Here is a 20,078-nt window from a genome sequence, read left to right on the forward strand (position 1 = left end):
CACGGAAGATTTCTCATTAATTGTTTAAAGTCTTTTTCGTACGGGTAGAATTATGAAGGTTTTTGTTACCGGTGGCGCAGGATTCATAGGAAGCCACATTGTTGATGAACTAGTTAGACGTGATTTCGAAGTAATAGTATACGACAATCTCTCCACAGGTTACGAGCGCCACCTGCAATCCGGATTATCCAAAGGGGGTGTTGGATTGATAGTCGGCGATATTCTTGATCTCCCTAACATGATTAACTCCATGAAGGGATCTGAGTTGGTCTTCCATCTGGCCGCAAATGCGGATGTCAGGGGAGGAAAAGCAAATACCGCCGTAGATCTGGAGCAAAACATCGTCGGAACCCACAATGTGCTTGAGGCGATGAGGATCAATCACGTTCCCGAAATCGTTTTTACTAGTTCAGCTACAGTATATGGGGAACCGGACATCTTCCCTACCCCGGAGAACTACGCCCCACTCCAAACATCGCTTTACGGGGCGTCAAAATTCTCTGCCGAAGCGATGATTCAGGCTTATGGAGAATATTTCGGGATTCGCAGCTACATGTTTAGGTTTGTCTCCTGGATTGGCGAACGATATTCACACGGAGTGGTTTATGACTTCATCAAGAAGCTCAAAACAAACCCTAATGAGATGGAGATTCTGGGCGATGGAAACCAGCGAAAATCTTATCTGCACGTTGAAGATGGCGTTAGAGGAATCTTTCTATCCATGCAGAATATTAGAGAACAAAAAAATGTGATAAATCTGGGGCATGAAGATTACATGAACGTGAAACGACTAGCCTCGATAGTGATAGAAGAAATGGGTCTCAAGGATGTGACATTCCGTTATACTGGTGGAGTCCGGGGCTGGCTTGGAGACAGCCCATTTGTTCATCTGGACATAAGAAAAATCGAATCCGCAGGTTTTAAACCCCAGGTGTCTATAGAACAGGGAATTCGGAGAACCGCCAGGTATCTTCTGGAAAACGAGTGGCTACTGGAATCTCGTCCATCCGGTGGCGCCGGTTCCAGACTCTAGGTGAGCGATAGGCAATTTGAGAATTCTAGACAGATATATCATCCGTGAGTTCATGAAAATATTCTTAATTTGTCTCACAGTGTTTGTATTTGTATTTTTACTCATCGAGATCACCGACAAAATTAAGTATTACTTTCAATACAACCCTCCCGGATTCCTGATGCTGAAATATTTCCTTGTAAAGATTCCGGGCTATCTTTTTTTTGCTTTACCGATGGCGATTTTACTCGCCGGGATGCTCACGCTTCTTTTGATGGCGAAGCATTCCGAATTGATAGCAATGCAGGCAGGTGGTATTGACGCTATTAGCATAGCCAAACCTGTAATAATTGTTGGTTTAATAGGGTCGGCATTTATGTTTCTATCCAATGAAACGATCATCCCCTGGTCTAACCGATATAGCGAGTATATTCAAAATGTAGAAATAGCAGGTAAAAGAGAAACCACATTCGTGCGATTTGATCAAATATGGCTCAAATCGGCGGACTCAATTACGCATATCAGAAAATATGACAGGCATAATCTTACCCTGGAAAGAGTTTCGGTCATACGCTGGGATAGCCATTTCAATTTCGTCGACAGGGTTGTTGCGGATAAAGCCAAGTGGTGGAACAATCAGTGGATTTTTTATGGAGTAAGTCGGACTGTTAAAAAGCTGGACGGCAACTTTGTTGTGGACACAATTCCATCTATGAAAGGCCCCTTGGACAAAAAGCCAAGTGACTTTGAAAAAGGAGAAACGCCAACTAAGGAGATGAATCTCACCCAATTGGGCGAACTAATAGACAAACTTGATTCCGAGGGGCAAACTCCCACTCGCTATCTGGTCGACTGGCATGACAAAATCGCATTTCCTCTTGTATGTCTCATCATGGCTGCGCTAAGTGTTCCATTCGCTGTGCGTGCAGGGCCGCGAGGCGGAGGAGTCGCAATCGGGCTTGCGGGTTCACTCGTGATAGCTTTTAGTTATTGGATCGTGCATACCATGTTCATCGCATTGGGACATGGAGGTTACATCCCGCCTATTGTGGCCGCCTGGGCGGCAAATGCCTTATTCGGACTCGCCGCCGGCATACTCCTGTTGAACGCTTGTACATCAATTTGACTCATGGGAAAATCCACAGATAAACCTCACAACATCACCCCCTTGGTCGCCAGTGTCTTCTTCCGCTCCGACTCGATGGCATATAACCCTGGGATCACGGGTTCCCTTGAAAGAAGTCTGTTACTCAACCCACGGGATTGTATCCTTAATTCATTGCGTTGAACATGGGAACAGCGTTTCCTTGAATTCCTCATTAGCCTGATTTATAACAGTCACATCCCAAATATTAACAAGACAGCGTCTAGCTTTTCATGTCAGACGCGAGACTGAGCCTTTATGAATTTAGCGGAATCGTCAATCCGCTTTCCAATTACGGTTATCGTGCGAGTGCTGCTAGTGCTCGTATTTGGTTACGTTTGCTTAACTTTCCTCACCGTCGAGCTTAAGCCGGATACAGAACAACCAGTTCTAGTCGTTTCGACCCGATTCACGGGCGCCGCTCCTGAAGAAGTGGAAGGTGAGGTTACAACCCGCTTTGAGGAAAACATTAGCGGCGTTTCAAATATGATTTACACCCAAAGCTACTCTCGAAGCGGAGAATCTCTAATAGTAATATTCTACCGGCCTGGGACAAACCTCGATATCGCGGCTTCCGAACTTCAAAGAAACCTGGACAGGGTCAGGGATCTTCCAAAACTGGTTGAGAAACCCCAGATATTCAAAGCGAGCGACCGAGTCAGCCTGCCTGTGTACCAATTTGCCATGATCGGCAAGGCCAACATCGTTTCCATGTCTACTTGGGCGGACAGGTACATCGCTCCACGGATCAAGCGAATAGCCGGGGTAGGTGATTGCTCGTTTGATGGGAACCTCAATCGGGAAATGAGAATCGTTTTTGATCCTGAAAGATTGAAAGCAAGAAAGCTCACAGTATACGACATCATAAAATTTATCGACCGGACTAATCTAAACCAGAGCGCAAGCTATTTTACTCAGGGACCACTTGAATGGACTGTTCGTATAGTGGGTGAATTATTGACGACAGAGGCGTTCAGGAGAGTAGTCATATCCAAACCTGAGGAGCCGGTAGTATACCTGACCGATGTGGCCAAGATCGAGGACGCATATGAAAGGCCTGATTCATATTGCCGGATTAATGGGAAGCCCGGCATCGTGTTCAATGTGTTCAACCAGGTCGGAGCGGACATTGTGCGCACCATTGATCAAGTGGACAATGAACTGGCTGTACTACAAAAAGAATATGGCCCTCAAGGCGCCAATTTTCAGAAACTCTATGACCAGAGCAATTATATCAGGGACGCTGTCAATATCGTTAGGAGAAGCCTCATTGAGGCTATTGGCCTGGTTTTACTAGTCCTGTTTGTATTTTTACGCAATTGGCGCAGCATATTCATTGTAGCCACATCCATTCCAGTTTCCGTAATTGGAACGTTTATCGGCATGTACCTGGGAGGTTATTCCATAAACGTTCTGTCTCTCGCAGGCTTGGCTCTGTCGATCGGGATGATAGTAGATGACGCCATAGTCGTGCTTGAGAACATCTACCGTCACCGATTTGAAGAAAACAAAAGCATAGTTCGAGCGGCTGTGGACGGCACCCGTGAAGTCGGTGGGGCGGTCTTCATGTCGACGCTCACAACATCAGCGGTTTTTTTACCGGTCTTGATGCTCAGGGGAGAAGTCGGCACATTGTTCGGCCCTGTCGCGTTCATCATTTCGTGCGCTATTTTCCTATCTCTTTTCGATGCCTTTACTGTCGTTCCCATGCTCGCCTCCCGATGGATGAAAGAAGAGAGCAAGCCGTCTGGAATATATGGAAAATTTATGGCGCCATTCTCATATTTGGATGTATTGGGACAAAAAGTCGCGGGTGGACTATTAGGAGCGCTTGAATTCTTTTTGCACGGCCTTAACAGAAAAATCATGTTGATTGTAGGAGTAGTCATACTCCTTGCCATCTCCTATAAGTTATTGCCGGGCATGGGTTACCTGCCTACCGGTGGAACAAATCTAATCCGAATGCAGGTGGAAACTTCCGAGGGCTTAAACCTGGATGAGAAAAGCCGGTTGATGAATATCCTGGAAGACCGATGGCGTAACATTAAAGGAGTTAGATATGTTGTTTCCATACCTAACCGTAATATGATGAAAAATATGATTTATCTGGTTTGCGATCGTGAAGAAGATAGCGGCGTATCACCTCAGGAAATAGCCCGTCAAGCCTATTCTCAGTCTCTAGATCTGCCTTTTAAGGCCGTTAACCCTATTAGATTTCCTTTGTTCGGCAACATATACTCCAGGTCTAACGTGGTGGATATACGAATGATGGGTAAGAGTTACGAAGTCCTTGAACCTCTGGTAAGAGAGATCATGGAAATAGGAGCGAACACCAATGGTGTTATCTTTAGGTATAATGATCTGTACCTTCGCAAACCCCAGGTAGAAGTCAAGGTAGATCATCAGCGAGCCACCCATTTTGGATTTGATGTGAAAGATATCGCAGACGCGGTGGAAGCCGCTGTCGGAGGTCAGAGGACTACCAGCCAGTATGACGTGGAAGGCCGTTATTATTATATTAGAGTACAGGGAATACAGCAGGCGATTCAAAATGTCGCGGACGTAGGGAATATTGTGCTTATTTCTCCGAAAGATTCACAAACTCAATTGCCCCTGTCCGCAATTGCCTCCATCACAACCACATTTGGACCTCTTCAGATAAATCATTATAACTCCAAACGAAGCGTGAGATTGCAATTTACAATTCAAGATCGACCTTTGAGCGAGGTTTTTGGAGAGATTGTAACAAAAATCAGTTCCACTGTATCTTTTCCTGTCGGTTATTCATGGGTTCCTTTCGGAGCGGTTAATGAACTCAAGGCGCTCAATCAGGCTATAAAGTTTGTTTTCCCATTGTCGGTCATCGTAGTTTATTTGCTGCTTGTAATGCAGTTTCAATCTTTTGTCCGCCCGCTTTCCATATTGTTGAGCGTTCCCCTGTCTATAATCGGAGCAAATTTTATTGTGATCTTAACGCGAATCCCTTTTGATTCATTCACTATTCTCGGCTACATTATGATGGTGGGTCTTGTCGTAAAGAATGCCATTATTTTGATAACTTATGCTGTTCAGTTGATGGAAGGACAAGGGATAGACCGTGATCAGGCCTTGATCCTTGCCAGCAAGCGCAGAATGCGTCCAATATTTATGACTGCCATTGCAATGGTCCTGGGCATGCTGCCATTGGCGCTAAAGTCAGGGGCAGGAGCGGAAATATACAATGGATTGGCCATGGCCGTAGTCGGAGGTCTTACTGTCGCGACCCTTTTCACCCTAATCTTTATCCCGGTTGTCTATACTATTCTGGATGATGTGAAAAATAGATTCTGGAAAGTGAAGCCGGTCTCCCTGGACGATTGAATCCGTTTCTTTTTACCAATAGGAGATAAGAAGATGAAAGCGTTGGTAACAGCAAATCTAAGCCGGGAAATTCTCTCTCCATTATTGCCTGGCCATGACCTGGTTATTAATCCCAATGACTTTCCAATGTCCCACGACGAGATTTTGGATCAGATCCGTGACAAAGACGGTTTGCTTTGTACGATCTCCGACCGAATCAGCGCAGAGGTAATGGACTGTGCTCCGAACCTAAGGATGATTGCGAATTATGGCGTGGGTTATGATAACATCGACGTACCAGCGGCCACCGCAAGAGGAATTAAGGTTTCAAACACTCCTGGAGTCCTGACCGATTCAACGGCGGACTTAACTTTTGCTCTCATATTAGCCGTAGCCAGACGGGTTGTTGAAGGAGATGGTCGTAACCGCGCTAAACTCTGGGGACCTTGGGCGCCGTTTGTTTTTTTAGGTACTGAGGTAACCGGAAAGACTCTGGGCATAATAGGTCTTGGTGAGATTGGAAAAGCGGTGGCTCGTAGAGCCAGAGGTTTCAGAATGCCAATTCTGTATCACAACCGTAGGAGACTTCCGGAAAATCAGGAAGTGGAACTTGGAGCTAGATATGTTGATCTGAAAACCCTGTTGAGAGAATCGGATTTCGTGTCTCTACACGTGTCATTGAACGATCAAACCAGAGGCATTATTGGGGCTGCGGAACTGGCTCTAATGAAACCATCCGCTTTCATTATAAATGTGTCAAGGGGACCCGTAATTGATGAGAATGCTCTTGTAAAGGCTCTCTTAGATAAGACGATAGCTGGGGCCGGTCTGGATGTTTACGAAAAGGAGCCTCAACTTGCCAGTGGTCTGGCTGATTTAAAGAACACCGTTCTTTCGCCTCACATGGGAAGCGCTACACTTGAAACAAGAATTGCCATGGGAAAACTCGCCGTGGAAAATTTGCTTGCAGGTTTGAGCGGACAAAAGCCTCCAAATTGTCTAAACTGGTCAACTGATTCAAATTAGAGTTTTAATCAGTGACGGTACTACAGCCCCGATCTTATTAGGAGAGACAATTCAATAATGTTGCCTATAGGTGAAGCTCAGAAAAAAGTTCTCGAGGAAATCCCCGTCCTTGGCCGAGAAAGAATTCACATACTGGAAGCCTTGGGTAGGGTTCTAGCCCAGGACGTAGAAGCTGTACGAGATGTCCCGGCTTCGGACAATTCCGCCATGGATGGATACTGTGTTCGACATGCGGACCTTGCCGGCGCGAATTCTTCTAATCCCGCACGGTTGAAACTGATTGGAGAATCCCCTGCGGGCAAACCATATCAGGGCGTTGTCGAACATGGGCAGGCAGTCAGAATTATGACTGGGGGTTTGATTCCAAAAGGAACTGACACAGTAATCATGCTGGAAGACACGGAACGTGAAGGCAATCTAGTAGTTTGCCTCAACGATCCTGGTCAGGGCGCTCATATAAGACCCAGAGGCGAGGATGTCCGAACTGGAGAGATAGTCCTGCATCAGGGGGATGTTGTAAGACCCCCGGAAGTGGGGATGCTCGCCACTTTGGGACATGCCTATGTATACGTTCATCAAAGGCCTGTAGTTGGTATTCTGTCTACTGGAGACGAACTTGTTGACCTTGACGAGCCCTTCATCCGGGGAAAGGTTGTTTGTTCTAACACATACAGCTTAGCAGCTCAGACATTGGATTGTGGAGCGATTCCTTTATCTTTGGGTATCGCGTCGGACAATTCCGATGATCTTCGGTCCAGGTTAAAGGATGGTTTGAGAGCTGATGTTATTCTTACATCCGGCGGAGTGTCGGTGGGTAAATATGACTTGGTCAAAGACACACTTACTGAAGTGGGAATGAAAGTCAAATTCTGGAAGGTCGCCATGAAACCGGGAAAACCCCTGGTTTTCGGAACTATTGGTGACAAGCCGGTTTTCGGTCTGCCTGGAAATCCAAGTTCAGCGATGATTTCATTCGAACAGTTTGTTAGACCCGCTCTGCTGAAAATGATGGGTAGAAAAAACCTCTTCAGGCCTCTTCTAGAGGCTGTGCTAGCTCAGGACGTGAAGGTATCCTCTGGGAGGCTTCACCTCGTGAGATGTAAATTATTTGAAAAAGACGGGATAAAGATGGCGGTATCGACCGGAACGCAGAGTTCAGGAGCGCTACGCTCAATGGTTGTTGCGGACGGGCTTATGATTCTTCCGTCTGAGAATGCCCCTTTCAAAGCAGGGGACAAGATCAAGGTGCAGTCTCTACACACTGATAGTCCGCTGAGCCCGGAATCACACTATTAACGTCTTGAAATGGTTGGGCGACTATACTTAGAATGGTGTCTTTCTAAGTATACTCTGTTCACGAGCCGGTCCTACTGAAACCAGTGTGACCGGAACTCCGGAAAGATGTTCAATCATTTCAACATAGTCTCGGGCATTTTTAGGGAGATCATCGAACGACCTGCAATCAGATAATTGTTCGTCCCAACCCTTTACTTCCCGGTAGCGCGGAACCACTCGACTGAAATCATCAATATTGGCAGGAACGTGGTCCAGGGCTTTGCCATCCAGTTCGTACCCTACTGCTATTTTTAATGGGGATATCCCCGTAAGAACATCCATTTTTGTCAGAGCGATTCCTGTTAAACCGTTCAGTCGGACGCTGTGATTCACGATCACAATGTCCAACCATCCACACCGTCTGGGTCTGCCAGTCGTAGCACCGTATTCACCGCCCTTTTCTCTCAGATCCTCTCCTAATCTATCTGTCAGCTCAGTAGGGAATGGTCCTTGTCCGACTCTTGTTGTATAGGCTTTTACAACACCCCAGCATTTTTCAATAACGTTAGGGCCTACTCCTGAACCTGAGCACGCGTTTCCAGTAACGACATTTGAAGACGTGACAAAAGGATATGTGCCATGATCTATATCCAGTAGGGTCCCTTGAGCCCCTTCAAACAAAACATGGCGACCGCCGGCTATAAAATTTTGCAGGGTGACATTAGTGTCAGTAATATGAGGGGCCAGACTTTCTCCATAACTGAGATACTCCTGAACAATCTCCTCAGGATTAAGCTTTGGTCTTCTAAAACGCCTTTCGATCAAAAAATTCTTCTCATCCAGAGCGGCATAAACTCTTTCGCGAAAGAACGTGGGCCTTATCAAGTCTCCGACGCGTATACCCATGCGAGAAGCTTTATCTTCATACGCCGGTCCAATGCCTCTACCTGTTGTTCCTATTTTAGACTTACCCAGAAATTCTTCTCGGCCCTGATCAATAATCTTGTGGTAAGGCATAATGACCTGGGCTCTATCCGATATAAGCAACTGATTGTCCTTTTGGAAATGACCACGCTCGCGAAGTTCAGCCTTCTCATAAAGGAGCACCGATGGGTCAACAACAAGGCCGTTAGCGACAATGTTCGTAATGTCGGGGTACAGTATTCCGGATGGAATCAAATGTACAATAATCTGTTCCCCGCCTACCTTAAGTGTGTGCCCAGCGTTGTTTCCGCCCTGGAAACGGACTACCACATCCGCCCTGCTGGTGAGTAGATCTACTATCTTTCCTTTTCCTTCATCACCCCATTGGGCTCCAACGACTACAAGTGTACTCAAAAGTTATCACCTTTCTCGATAAGTCTGAATAATGGTTAAAAACGACTTATGTTTGCATTTTCAATTCGATGCGACACATACGTTCAATTCAGGCAAATCCTCTAGAATTATTTGATCAACACTCAATATTCCGTCAATGTTTCTTATTTTCTCGAGCGTTTCCTCATCTGCCGGACTATCAATATTGGTAATGGAGATTGCAGTTCCACCTGCGCAATTCCGGGACAAATTCATTTGAGCAACGTTTACCATCTTTTGAGCGAGGATGCCCGATATTCCTGCAATCATTCCGGGAATGTCCCTGTTTTTTACAATCAGCATGGGACCAGCCGGCACAGCTTCGGTGACAAATTCGTTGAGACCTATTATTCGGGGTTCTTCCCCAAATCGGCGAATCAGTACACCTTCCACCCTGGTGGACACTTTATTGGTGGAGAAAACCTCTATCGTTATCGAGGGTCTGCCTTCAGATGATTCTTTTAGAATTGTTTCATGAACCTGAATCCCGCATTCCTGGGCCGTAACATTCGCATTTACCAGGTTAACATCCGAGCCTTTGAACACGTTGAGAAAGCCAGTGAGGACAGAGGTCGTAAGTGGCTTTACGTCCCAACCTACAAGCTCGCCCCTAAAGCTTACTTCTATTTTGGAAGCGCTTCCTGAAGATAACCCCCCGACAAACATTCCGAGTCGGCGGGCAAGTTCAGCGTACGGCCCCATCTTTGTGCGAAGAGCTGGATCTACTATTGGCACATTTACAGCGTTTCCAAGCGTTCCATTTTCAAAAAAATCCCTTAGGGATTCAGCGATGGACTGCGATATTTTCGCTCTAGCCTCGTCCGTAGCCACGCTCAAATCTGGTGTCGCTATTACTTTAGGATGATTGAGAAGAAGACTGTTCTTCGCATGAATGTCAAAATGAGCGTCCACACCCGCGCATGCCACTTTACCGGATTCCAGCGCGGCCCAGAGAGAATTTTCGTGAATCAGTCCCGCCTTACCGATATTTATCACGATTGCGCCCGGCTTCATCAAATCAAAAGCCTTTGAGTTAAGCAGGTTCTTCGTATTGCTAGTCAAAGGAACATGCAACGAAATTGCATCCGACTGACAAAGCAATTCTTTCAATGAAACAGGTTTGAAGCCCTGTTGTTTTATCGTGTTCGAAGGAATAACCGCATCATGGATCAAGACATTCATTCTGAGTCCTCGAGCGGCGTACCGAGCCACTAATGCCCCAGTTTTCCCAAAACCAATGATCCCCAGGGTCTTCCCTGCCATTTCCCGACCCTGAAATTTCTTCTTTTCCCACTTGCCTTGTTTCATTGAATCCACTGCAGTTGGTATATGTCTGTGGGCCGCAGTGATTAGGGCAATTGTATGTTCAGCCGCGGAAACAATGTGGCCGGCCGGCGCGTTCATTACGATCACGCCTCGTCGGGTAGCGGCTTGAATGTCAATATTTTCGAAATCAACTCCAGCTTTGGCTATTACCTTCAAGCCGGGACAAGAATCCAGGACAGCAGCCTGAATTGTTACATCATCACCTATAACGATAGCGTCATACCGAGGAAGGATCTCTTGCAGATGTTTTTCGTCCAGTCCGATTCTGACGTCCACATCGAGTGAAGGGCTCAATGATAGGGCGCTAAGACCAGTTTCGTGGATCTCACCCGCAACTAAAATTTTAAATCTCATATCAGGTTAACCGTTCTTCTTGGCGAAATCCTTCATAAAATCTACCAGCGCTTTAACCGACTCAAGTTCAATGGCATTGTATATCGACGCTCTGCATCCGCCAACAGAGCGATGCCCCTTTAGTCCTCCCAATGAGTTCTTCGACGCTTCAACCGTGAATTTCTTCTCAAGTTCTTCCGACTTAAGGCGGAACGTGACATTCATCATGGACCTACTGTCCTTGTCGGCCGTGCCCATATAGAACTCGGACCCATCCATGTAGTTATATAACAGATCGGCCTTTTCCTTGTTGCGCCGTTCCATTTGTTCCAGGCCCCCAATGGTTTGTTCTATCCATTTCAGAACCCTGCTGACCATAAATATTGAGAGACATGGTGGAGTGTTATACAAAGAATTTTTATCCGCATGAGTCGGGTAACGAAGCATGGTTGGAATGTTTTTCGGGCAACGCTCCAACATGTCTTCTCGAATGATAACCAACGTGACCCCCGCGGGTCCGAGGTTTTTTTGCGCTCCGGCATAAATCAAACCAAAGGAACTGGGATCAAAAGGACGACTGAAGATGTCAGAAGACATATCGGAGACCAAGGGAATTTTCCCTGAATTCGGGGCTGAACTCCATTGTGTCCCCTTGATGGTATTGTTAGAAGTGTAATGAAGGTACGCGGCTTCAGGTGAAACTTTATAATCTTTGGGAATATAACAGAAATTTCTGTCTTCACTTGAGGCTATTACATCGTGCGGTAGACCCAGAATTTGAACTTCTTTAATGGCCTTTGTAGCCCAGGTTCCCGTATTGATGTAGTCCGCAGACATATTTGAAGGGATCAGGTTCATCGGAACCATGGTGAACTGCAAACTTGCCCCGCCCTGAAGGAACAGAACTTTGAAGTCCGAACTCATATTGAGTAATCGCCTTGCCCGGTGAACCGCCTTGTCTATGAGTTCTTCAAAAACACTTGAACGATGGCTGATTTCAGCAATCGACATTCCTGAGCCTTTGAAGTCCACCAAGGCTTCCCGTGTTTCTTCAAGGACAGGCAAAGGAAGCGCTGCGGGTCCAGGGTTGAAATTGTGGATTCTATGGGTCATTTTTCGGCCTCCTGACGATATGAAAAGGTCGGAACGCAATACACAAGTTATAAAATATAATGGATTCCATGTCGATTTTTCAACAAAAATCAACATCTTCTATCATTATATAGGCAAACGAATCGAATTGAATATCGATCGCTTTTGTGAGATTCTCTTCTCGCTATAAATCCTGTGTTCTGCTAGGAGGGCTATCAAAATGCCTGGCATCGACGAACTTTTGAAAAAATACGGAGGAGAACTAAGTAGCGTTCTCCCTTTAATCCTTCTTTTTGCTTTTTGGTGGATTTTTAGCATGCTCGGGTCCAAAGTCCGAAAGACAGGGGCAAGCGACTCAGAAGCCGAATCGCCCGGATTGCAGGAGCGTTTCCTGCGGACAATAGGCGGGGATCAGGCTGGAAATCAAGAACCTGGAAGTCAAATGACCGAAAGTGGTTCTTCCCAAGTTTACCGACCCGAAGAAAGCCCTCAGTATAACCAGAGTGAGCCGGGACGAACCGGACCGATCCAGCCGAGACCCATTAATCCCAGATGGTGGGGCGCATGAAATCCCAGGATGTCCTTGGAAGAGATCTTTGGCTCTTAAAGTTAAGGATGTTATGCGCCGCCGCTGTGTTCATGGTTTTCGCTCTTCCCTTTGTTTTCGATGGACGCTGTCTCGCGGCTGAGCCAGGCAAACCCAAGCCCCCATCAGTTGAAACTCCAAAGAAAAAAGTTCCATCAGGCGATGAGACTCCAGGACGGGAACTGTCATGGGAAATGCCTGGTCGACTATCAATATATGATCTTCAGTTTGGACCAGCGATTCCTCAGGATCACGGCTGGAAATTTCTGGGTAACAGTCGGACATTTAACGCGGGACTTTTTGGTGACCGCCTTATTCTGATGATTCGATTCTCTTTTCGGTCATCAACTTCGGACACTCCTCTTAAATTCGTGGTTAAATTGCCTGATTCGAGACAGTATGAAGAGACGGTAAGGCTTACGAATCGTCAGGGGACGTTCAACTACCATTTCACAATTCACAGGCCCGAAGATTTCTTGGGAAGCGGTATGATTTATATTTATTACGGTTTTAGTATTGTTGATGTCCTTGATTTCACGATCATGCCCGGCTCCTGATCAGGCGTGGTTTGATGGCTGAGAAAACTTCCAGGCGTAGGCTTGACATATTGCTTGTCGAACGAGGGGTGATTTCTTCCAGAGAGCGGGCTCGCGCTGTGATCATGGAAGGCAAGGTTTTTGTCGACGGAGCCAAGGTTGACAAACCTGGAAAAGAGATTGTCAATTCAGCTAAGCTGGAAGTCGTGGAGCAGCCTCCCTTTGTAAGTCGTGGAGGAATCAAGCTTGCCGGCGCCTTGGATTTGTTCCGGATAAATCCTGCAGGCCTAACGGTGCTCGATGCAGGCGCGTCTACGGGCGGGTTCACAGACTGCCTGTTGCAGAGAGGCGCTGCCAAGGTCGTTGCGGTTGACGTTGGATATGGTCAATTTCATTGGAAGTTAAGAAATGATTCAAGGGTTTGTTTGATAGAAAGGACTAACATCCGATATCTCGATTTGGAATCTATTAATTATTCCCTAGACGCGGCTGTCGCTGATCTTTCATTCATATCCCTGAAACTGGTTTTGGCCAAATTTGCTGAACTGCTGCCAATTGGGGCGTGGTTTATTCCTCTTGTAAAACCTCAGTTCGAAGCCGGCAGGTCAGAGATTGGGAAGCATGGGGTAGTTCGTGATCCGCACGTCATATCTAAAACGGTCGAAAATGTTAAACAGGCAGCGCATGAGGCCGGATTTGTGGTTTTAAACGAAGTTGAATCTTCTATTCGAGGCCCAAAGGGGAATCGTGAATTTCTGTTGCATCTTGTGCTCAAAATAAAGCATTAGGCTTTTGGCGCCCCTTAACCCTTTCCATTTTCCTGTTTTCGATTGAAAAGACCCCCTCTGTAAGATACTATTTACATTTTAGGATGGTTCCTTAGTGAATCAATTTTGCAAATGAAAGGTTGATTTATGTCGTTCCCCGATATTGAAACCCAGATGAGACATATTTTGAGAGGAGTCGAAGAAGTAATTCACGAGGAAGAACTTCGGCGAATGCTTACAAAGAGCGCCCAGACGGGAGCGCCCCTTAGAGTAAAGCTCGGGGTGGATCCTACGGCGTCCGATATCCATTTGGGTCATATGGTTACCATAAGAAAGCTCAAACATTTTCAGGATATGGGTCATGTAGCTATCTTCCTGATAGGTGATTTCACTGCCAGAATTGGTGATCCTACCGAGCGTTCGGAAGCTCGAATAAGATTGACTAAAGAACAGGTCTGGGAACACGCAAGGAACTATAAAGATCAGGTCTTCAGAATTCTTGATGAGAAAAAGACCGAAATCCGTAACAACGGTGAGTGGTTCGATCCAATGTCTTTTGCGGACTGCCTGGATTTGGCCTATCGATCTACGGTAGCGAGAATGCTTGAGAGAAATGACTTTGAGAAACGTTTCAAGGAAGGTTCTCCTATTAGTATTACGGAATTCTTGTATCCGCTTATGCAGGGATATGACTCCGTGGCTCTCAAATGTCACGTCGAACTTGGTGGAACTGATCAAAAATTTAATTTATTGGCTGGTCGGGATCTTCAGCTTCAGTTTGGCCAGGAGCCCCAGGTTGTCATGATGACACCATTGATCGAGGGTCTGGACGGCTCGAAAAAGATGAGCAAGACTGAACGAAACTACATTGCTGTTGATGACGCTCCTGAAGACATTTTTGGTAAGACAATGTCCATTCAGGACGACCTGATTGTAAAATATTTTACACTATTGACTGATGTGGACATTGATGAAGTGAATAATTACGGCCAGGCCTTAAAGGAAGTGGAAAAACACCAGGAAGCGGGGGATCCGTTCCATCCGATGCAAATAAAAAAGGCGCTGGCGAGAAGCATAGTCGGCGAGTATCATGATTGGTCAGCGGCAAAACGTGCCGAGGATCATTTTGAGAAGGTTGTGCAACGCCGTGAGCTTCCGAGTGAAATACCCCTGGTTCATTTGGCTAATATCAAATATCAGGTTTATGATTTGGTAGCAGAGATCGGGCAGGTATCCAAGGCTGAGGCGAAAAGGCTCATCACCCAGGGTGGTGTCAAGGTGGATGGTTCAAAAATCGAGGATCCTCTGACCGAGATAGCGTTATCCTCAGATGAAATTACTATTCAGGTTGGAAAACGAAAATTTTATCGGGTCAAGGTTGGCGGATAAAAAGCCTAGACACATTAGCGGATAAAAGTTATATTTAGTTTTTGTCGGGACGTGGCTCAGCCTGGTAGAGCACTGCATTCGGGATGCAGGGGTCGCTGGTTCAAATCCAGTCGTCCCGACCAAATAAATCAATAACTTAGGTCATGTTCAAACATGGCCTATTCTTTTTGAAACTGAATTTGGCGTCATTTTGACGTCGCTTTTATTTTGACCTGATTGACCGATGGCTGTGGGACCATGATCAAGGATAATTGCCCCTAGACATTGGGACTTGCCACGGCAAATTAATCGAAGAAAAAGAATTACAGGCGTGGTTCGGACAGAAAGCAGATTTAGTGGGGCTAAACTATTACAGTGAAAGGTAATCCCACCTGACCAGCCTTTTTGTTAATTGCCTGCAAATACTCACCGGACTTTGATTGCCCCTTTCATAAAGGAATCAGTTCCATAGATTTGACCCCACATATCTCCAACTCATTCCATTCTTAAACTCTTGCAGGGACAAGTGTCCGATTCATTGATACTCACACCATTTCGGCCATGGAAGCCGTCATTTAGAATGCAGTAACAAAACCATTTCCGGTGGAAGAGATATCTCATCGTCGTGCTGGATTGAGATGACATGCGGGTCCCGTTCATTATGGCACGGATATAGCACCGCAAGGGTCAGGCATGCATACCATCATAAGCCATTTATGAATTATATCGTGGCAGTCCGTATGCAGCGTGTGTGGCAGAGCGGTCGTTGATATTACCAGACTCTATTCCACTGAAACTGAGATATTATACTGGAATTTTAACATTATAGTGTGATAAAATAAAAGTGTAACACTTTAGGTTAAACTTTCTGTACTTTTTTTATAGTATAGGAGGATATTGCCATGTTATGTGGATGTATTGAATGCCATAGAGTTTGGTGTGGTATTGAGGAATTTAATTCATTAGATTTATCAGACTTAAATCTAGATACCTGTACGGACATTAGTCACGGGATTTGTCCAGAGTGTTTCCAACGCCACAAGGATAGGGTCCACCAACACCAGAAGAATAGCGGATACTCTGAATGTTACGATAGGAATGATAATTGCAACAATAATAACTGCTTGTTCAAACCAGCATGCGGTGATTCCGCCATCGACAATTGGAGGTCTAGTATTGTCTTACTAAATTCCAGTAATTTAGGCTTCGGTTAAGGAAAATGCGCTGTCTCATCCCATGGTTTTTTGATTACTAACCTTCTCTACATTTTGTCGATACTTCTTCAGAAATTTGTTCTTTTGTTGAACATCAGAAACCCAACATCTCTCTGAATGGACCTATCCATCCAGTCGCCTTAATATAATTATAAACCCAGTCCCAATCTTGATTTAGTCGAAATGTCAATTTTCGACAAGATCGGGGAATATGTAAAATAAAGGGTCCAAATAGCGCATTAGCCTGGAATTCCAGCCTCGGTGCGCACAACATGAAAAAACAGGATGGCAGCCCAAATAATAAGAGAAAAACCGTCCGTTTAATTTGAGGTTAAGCAATGACATAGTCCTTTTTTGTAGATCACGTTGGATATAAACAACAGCTACAATTTATGATAAATTGAATTTTATGTAAGTTTCCAAAATAGATACTACTTGTTGGACCAACGATACGGTTTTCATGAACCGCAATTCAGAGTTTTAGTAAAGTGCCTGAAAACATGAATGATTAATCGCGTCTCGGTGATTTAAAAACGAAAGCAGCTTAATTTGACTGAGGAGTCCGCCCCAACATCAGCCTTTAACGACAGGGGAAAATCGGACCCAATTATAAATGAATTAGAGAGAGGAATCAGTTCATGTCTCATTATCGAGAAGATTTTCAAGACATTCGAATAGAAAAGGCATTAACTCCGGTACCCAGTGAGGAAGTGGAAGGACGTTACTATTTGCCGATTCTTTTAAGTTCGATTCCCCCCGAGGAGTGGATGAAGGAGTTTTGCGATTTTTACGACAGTTGTGAAAAGTATGTAGGGGAAAGAATTTTACAATATCACGATATGCCTTTCAGTATGGTCCCTCCCTCAGGCCAACTAACACGAAAACGTGACCTCTCATGTAAGCTATTTAAAGGTGTACCAGATTCCAGGAAATATGATTTGGAACGATTTATATTTTTTCAATATTCCATACAGGGCCCGGGACCTCATCCCGATACTGAAGCAAATCTCAAGAATTCATGCGAAAAGGCCAACAATGAGTATCGTAAATTTGTTGCTGGGCAAGAAAAGATTCGTCAAAAAGAAAATGGACGACGGCAACTTGAGGATGATATGCAAAACGAAAAAGATTCTAAGGCCCAAGCACTAGTTAGAGACTGGTTCAAAAGCTAATCTCAGAAAATCAGCGATGGTCTTAACACTTTGGATAATTGAACGAGGCTTTTATAGGAGTCATAAAAAAATTGTTTGTTGAGGCGTTCCAGCGGGCAGTTTTAGAGTGGATAAATTTTCATACACAACGCCATTTACTGGGGTCCTTTTACACCATTGTTTCAAATGTAAAGATAAGAAACTTTGCCAAACGTCAATCAGATTTCTAAATTAATCTGAAATTATACAACCAAAGATTAGTAAATGATACCAAAGTATTATAGGATTTACATACGACATAATCTCCATTTATCTAATACTATTTATAAAAAAGCTTGACAACATATCGATAAATAACTATTTCCACTTTAGCGACAAACCAAACCTAATCCTTCCTTTGGCCCGTTTAACCAACGGGTCAAACTTTTTTTGGAGACTAAAAGAACATCCTTCCATTAATACCGAGATATTTTTGTTCACTCCAAGCCTTTGCTCCATCAATATATTTTACGTAAGGTCCAGCAGGGTCTCCATTCATATCCAGCATCTGTCCGGTTGTGTTGATGCCTCTCACATCCCCCTCTATATCAAATCCGAACCTGTGAGTTCTAAATCCAGTTATGATGTTGACGTGCCATCCAAAACCTGAGGAGTCAACTGTAGATTGCAGGTTGTAACCTCTGAGAAGATGTTCGTCATGATTTTTCCCAATGACATAAGAAGCGTCAGCCTGAATTTTTAATAAAAGAGGAGGTATTCTTAATCCGTTGGATATTTCTGGGAAATTGAATGACGCATCTAGGATACCGCCTCCATACAACTGTTTATAGTATTGGCTGAATTCTATATTAGGTCCTGGCAGGAACACCGACGAATGAGCATATGTCTTAGTCTCCTCGTCATAAATGGAATATTGATAAACATCGGTATTAGTAAACTTAAACTGGCTGTTGCGGTATCCAGCGACTCCCTTGAGGAATGCAAGACCCGGGACTTGCATATCGCAGCTTAAATCTACAATCCAGCATCTTGGAGTTGCCTCAGCTTCAGCAAATGTTGTCTTTTGATTGGGATTGTTAGGGTCTTGCCAATCACTATCCTGAGCCTTGGAATTCGATAAAACGCTTAATGTTCCTGACCATTCCATGTTTACTTCTAAACCCGTATACGTAGCAGTACCTCTAATTGCAAGAAATGTCTGGTCCCATGGATACTCCAGACGGCTTAAGGGGTCTTGAGGTCCCTGAAAATTTGGAAATTGCCAGGACGTAAAGCTATTAAAATATTTTCTAAGACCTACCATGAGGTTTAGATAAGTATTCCCTGTCGGTTGAGAGAAATTTACCGGGTTGTAAGGTTCAAAGAGCCCTTGTTGTGAATGAGCAAGGGGACTGAGACTCAAAATGAGGACACCCGCAAGGAACCCGGCCACCAAGAATCGAGCAGATTTCATCTTAATTCTCTTGGAGTAAGATATTATGAATTTAAAAGCGTTTGATGGTTCAGTTTATCATGGGAGAGCATTTGCGGGCAATTAACAAAAAGATACCGAGCCTAATTTTGATTGACTATATATGCTTGGTGATATATATTTAGTTCAATACTTAACTTGTATTGCTCCAGTCGACCTATTTTTGTAGGGCACACGGATGTTATGCGAGAATTAAGATTATAGAACGTGGAGCCCGTGCCGAGGATAACCTTCCTTCGAAACTTGTCGATATATCCCCGATCACCAAGACCCGTTATCCATCAACCCAAACGCACTCTCACTAAAATGTGTCAGGCGATTTTCCAAAAGGAGCTAGAGAATGAGTATTAACATTTATGTAGGCAACCTGTCCTTCGACGCGAACGAAAGCGAGCTTAAAGGGCTATTTGAAGAGTATGGCGCGGTGGATACCGTCAAGATCATCTCTGACCAGTTTACAGGGCGATCTAGGGGATTCGGTTTTGTCGAAATGCAAAACCGTGAAGAAGGTATGCGTGCTATCACAGAACTCGATTCCAAGGATTTCGGTGGTCGCGCTCTGAAATTAAATGAAGCGCGTCCTAAAACCAGCGGCGGCGGTGGCGGCGGCGGTGGCGGCCGTAGAGACAATAGGGGCGGTGGCTCACGCTGGTAGTACTGATTTTCTTGAACTAAATCAGTAAGACAATCACACAAGAGTTTGCTTCGGCAAGCTCTTGTGTTTTTTGGTATCACTATTGATCGAAGTTGTCCTCGTCGGTCGTCCCCTGGCCTTTTGTCTCCTTATTGACTGTTCCCATTTCTCGATCAAATTCAGCCCAGTACCTGCGATCACATTCTTGCTTGCAAGCGAAACATGCGGCCACCATACCGACGGCGTCACACCCACAACCGGCATAGCAAGCCTTTTGGTCAAAGGCATGTAGCGAGGTCTTTTCCGCAAAGCAACAATACGGGCTAAGCATAATGACCGCCACGATTGCCCCAAAGGCCAATAGATTCTGAGCTTTGTTCATTCTTTCACCCTCTTTTCTTTGAGCGCTAAAATATTTAGCGGTAATTACAAATGGCGCTGCCGATTC

General features: G+C 45.0%; 16 protein-coding genes and 1 tRNA gene. 12 read left to right on the forward strand and 5 right to left on the reverse strand.

Features of this window, described 5'->3' with window-relative positions; genetic code table 11:
* Positions 1-52 precede the first annotated feature (52 nt).
* The 5 genes from WC647_01250 (at position 53) to glp (ending at position 7,817) form a co-directional block, all read left to right on the forward strand.
* The gene (locus tag WC647_01250; protein ID MFA6220919.1) at positions 53-1,033 is read left to right on the forward strand and encodes an NAD-dependent epimerase/dehydratase family protein; all 981 of its coding nucleotides are present in this window, start codon (positions 53-55) and stop codon (positions 1,031-1,033) included.
* Positions 1,034-1,049: 16 nt separating this feature from the next.
* Positions 1,050-2,138, forward strand: a complete 1,089-nt coding sequence (gene lptG / locus WC647_01255) for an LPS export ABC transporter permease LptG (protein MFA6220920.1) — start codon at positions 1,050-1,052, stop codon at positions 2,136-2,138.
* A gap of 276 nt (positions 2,139-2,414) precedes the next feature.
* Complete coding sequence (locus tag WC647_01260) at positions 2,415-5,516, forward strand: efflux RND transporter permease subunit (GenBank protein ID MFA6220921.1); 3,102 nt, start codon at positions 2,415-2,417, stop codon at positions 5,514-5,516.
* 33 nt (positions 5,517-5,549) lie between these two features.
* Positions 5,550-6,521 carry a D-glycerate dehydrogenase gene (locus tag WC647_01265; GenBank protein MFA6220922.1) on the forward strand — a complete coding sequence of 324 codons (972 nt, stop codon included), beginning with the start codon at positions 5,550-5,552 and terminating at the stop codon, positions 6,519-6,521.
* 57 nt (positions 6,522-6,578) lie between these two features.
* Positions 6,579-7,817: a gephyrin-like molybdotransferase Glp gene (glp, locus tag WC647_01270; protein ID MFA6220923.1), complete on the forward strand. Its 1,239-nt coding sequence runs from the start codon at positions 6,579-6,581 to the stop codon at positions 7,815-7,817.
* A 27-nt stretch (positions 7,818-7,844) separates the two neighbouring features.
* Here glp and WC647_01275 read toward each other — a convergent pair whose 3' ends face one another.
* Genes WC647_01275 through serC form a run of 3 tightly spaced genes read right to left on the reverse strand, consistent with a single transcriptional unit; the run spans position 7,845 to position 11,924 of the window.
* Positions 7,845-9,134, reverse strand: a complete 1,290-nt coding sequence (locus WC647_01275) for an adenylosuccinate synthase (protein ID MFA6220924.1) — start codon at positions 9,132-9,134, stop codon at positions 7,845-7,847.
* Between the two features lie 60 nt (positions 9,135-9,194).
* Positions 9,195-10,832, reverse strand: coding sequence for a phosphoglycerate dehydrogenase (gene serA, locus WC647_01280; GenBank protein MFA6220925.1), 1,638 nt, complete (start codon positions 10,830-10,832; stop codon positions 9,195-9,197).
* 6 nt (positions 10,833-10,838) lie between these two features.
* Positions 10,839-11,924, reverse strand: coding sequence for a 3-phosphoserine/phosphohydroxythreonine transaminase (gene serC, locus WC647_01285; protein MFA6220926.1), 1,086 nt, complete (start codon positions 11,922-11,924; stop codon positions 10,839-10,841).
* 199 nt (positions 11,925-12,123) lie between these two features.
* Here serC and WC647_01290 point away from each other — a divergent pair, with 199 nt between their 5' ends.
* The 6 genes from WC647_01290 (at position 12,124) to WC647_01315 (ending at position 17,546) form a co-directional block, all read left to right on the forward strand.
* On the forward strand, positions 12,124-12,471 hold the full coding sequence (locus tag WC647_01290; GenBank protein ID MFA6220927.1) for a hypothetical protein: 348 nt from the start codon (positions 12,124-12,126) through the stop codon (positions 12,469-12,471).
* Positions 12,468-13,046: a hypothetical protein gene (locus WC647_01295; GenBank protein MFA6220928.1), complete on the forward strand. Its 579-nt coding sequence runs from the start codon at positions 12,468-12,470 to the stop codon at positions 13,044-13,046. The genes WC647_01290 and WC647_01295 overlap by 4 nt, the downstream gene beginning before the upstream one ends.
* A gap of 14 nt (positions 13,047-13,060) precedes the next feature.
* The gene (locus WC647_01300; GenBank protein ID MFA6220929.1) at positions 13,061-13,813 is read left to right on the forward strand and encodes a TlyA family RNA methyltransferase; all 753 of its coding nucleotides are present in this window, start codon (positions 13,061-13,063) and stop codon (positions 13,811-13,813) included.
* A gap of 165 nt (positions 13,814-13,978) precedes the next feature.
* A complete protein-coding gene (gene tyrS, locus WC647_01305; GenBank protein ID MFA6220930.1) occupies positions 13,979-15,181 on the forward strand; it encodes a tyrosine--tRNA ligase in 1,203 nt (400 codons plus the stop codon).
* A gap of 45 nt (positions 15,182-15,226) precedes the next feature.
* Positions 15,227-15,303, forward strand: a tRNA-Pro gene (locus WC647_01310).
* Positions 15,304-17,012: 1,709 nt separating this feature from the next.
* Positions 17,013-17,546, forward strand: a complete 534-nt coding sequence (locus WC647_01315) for a hypothetical protein (GenBank protein ID MFA6220931.1) — start codon at positions 17,013-17,015, stop codon at positions 17,544-17,546.
* A gap of 415 nt (positions 17,547-17,961) precedes the next feature.
* On the opposite strand, the gene WC647_01320 is transcribed toward WC647_01315, so the two are convergent.
* The gene (locus WC647_01320) at positions 17,962-18,672 is read right to left on the reverse strand and encodes a hypothetical protein (protein MFA6220932.1); all 711 of its coding nucleotides are present in this window, start codon (positions 18,670-18,672) and stop codon (positions 17,962-17,964) included.
* Positions 18,673-19,336: 664 nt separating this feature from the next.
* On the opposite strand from WC647_01320, the gene WC647_01325 reads away from it, so the two are divergent.
* On the forward strand, positions 19,337-19,651 hold the full coding sequence (locus tag WC647_01325; protein MFA6220933.1) for an RNA-binding protein: 315 nt from the start codon (positions 19,337-19,339) through the stop codon (positions 19,649-19,651).
* Positions 19,652-19,730: 79 nt separating this feature from the next.
* Here WC647_01325 and WC647_01330 read toward each other — a convergent pair whose 3' ends face one another.
* Positions 19,731-20,012 (reverse strand): hypothetical protein, encoded by a 282-nt coding sequence (locus WC647_01330; GenBank protein ID MFA6220934.1) that lies wholly within the window; start codon positions 20,010-20,012, stop codon positions 19,731-19,733.
* Positions 20,013-20,078 lie beyond the last annotated feature (66 nt).

This window comes from Desulfomonilaceae bacterium, from assembly GCA_041662605.1.
Taxonomy (GTDB): Bacteria; Desulfobacterota; Desulfomonilia; order Desulfomonilales; family Desulfomonilaceae; genus CAJBEZ01.

What these genes read in the sequence shown, in the direction of transcription:
- WC647_01300 (MFA6220929.1), top strand. Translation starts at nt 13,061, where the DNA reads ATGGCTGAGAAAACTTCCAGGCGTAGGCTTGACATATTGCTTGTCGAA.
- WC647_01330 (MFA6220934.1), bottom strand. Translation starts at nt 20,012, where the DNA reads ATGAACAAAGCTCAGAATCTATTGGCCTTTGGGGCAATCGTGGCGGTC.
- WC647_01315 (MFA6220931.1), top strand. Translation starts at nt 17,013, where the DNA reads ATGTCTCATTATCGAGAAGATTTTCAAGACATTCGAATAGAAAAGGCA.
- serA (MFA6220925.1), bottom strand. Translation starts at nt 10,832, where the DNA reads ATGAGATTTAAAATTTTAGTTGCGGGTGAGATCCACGAAACTGGTCTT.
- WC647_01320 (MFA6220932.1), bottom strand. Translation starts at nt 18,672, where the DNA reads ATGGAATGGTCAGGAACATTAAGCGTTTTATCGAATTCCAAGGCTCAG.
- WC647_01250 (MFA6220919.1), top strand. Translation starts at nt 53, where the DNA reads ATGAAGGTTTTTGTTACCGGTGGCGCAGGATTCATAGGAAGCCACATT.
- glp (MFA6220923.1), top strand. Translation starts at nt 6,579, where the DNA reads ATGTTGCCTATAGGTGAAGCTCAGAAAAAAGTTCTCGAGGAAATCCCC.
- serC (MFA6220926.1), bottom strand. Translation starts at nt 11,924, where the DNA reads ATGACCCATAGAATCCACAATTTCAACCCTGGACCCGCAGCGCTTCCT.
- WC647_01290 (MFA6220927.1), top strand. Translation starts at nt 12,124, where the DNA reads ATGCCTGGCATCGACGAACTTTTGAAAAAATACGGAGGAGAACTAAGT.
- WC647_01295 (MFA6220928.1), top strand. Translation starts at nt 12,468, where the DNA reads ATGAAATCCCAGGATGTCCTTGGAAGAGATCTTTGGCTCTTAAAGTTA.
- WC647_01325 (MFA6220933.1), top strand. Translation starts at nt 19,337, where the DNA reads ATGAGTATTAACATTTATGTAGGCAACCTGTCCTTCGACGCGAACGAA.
- WC647_01265 (MFA6220922.1), top strand. Translation starts at nt 5,550, where the DNA reads ATGAAAGCGTTGGTAACAGCAAATCTAAGCCGGGAAATTCTCTCTCCA.
- WC647_01260 (MFA6220921.1), top strand. Translation starts at nt 2,415, where the DNA reads ATGAATTTAGCGGAATCGTCAATCCGCTTTCCAATTACGGTTATCGTG.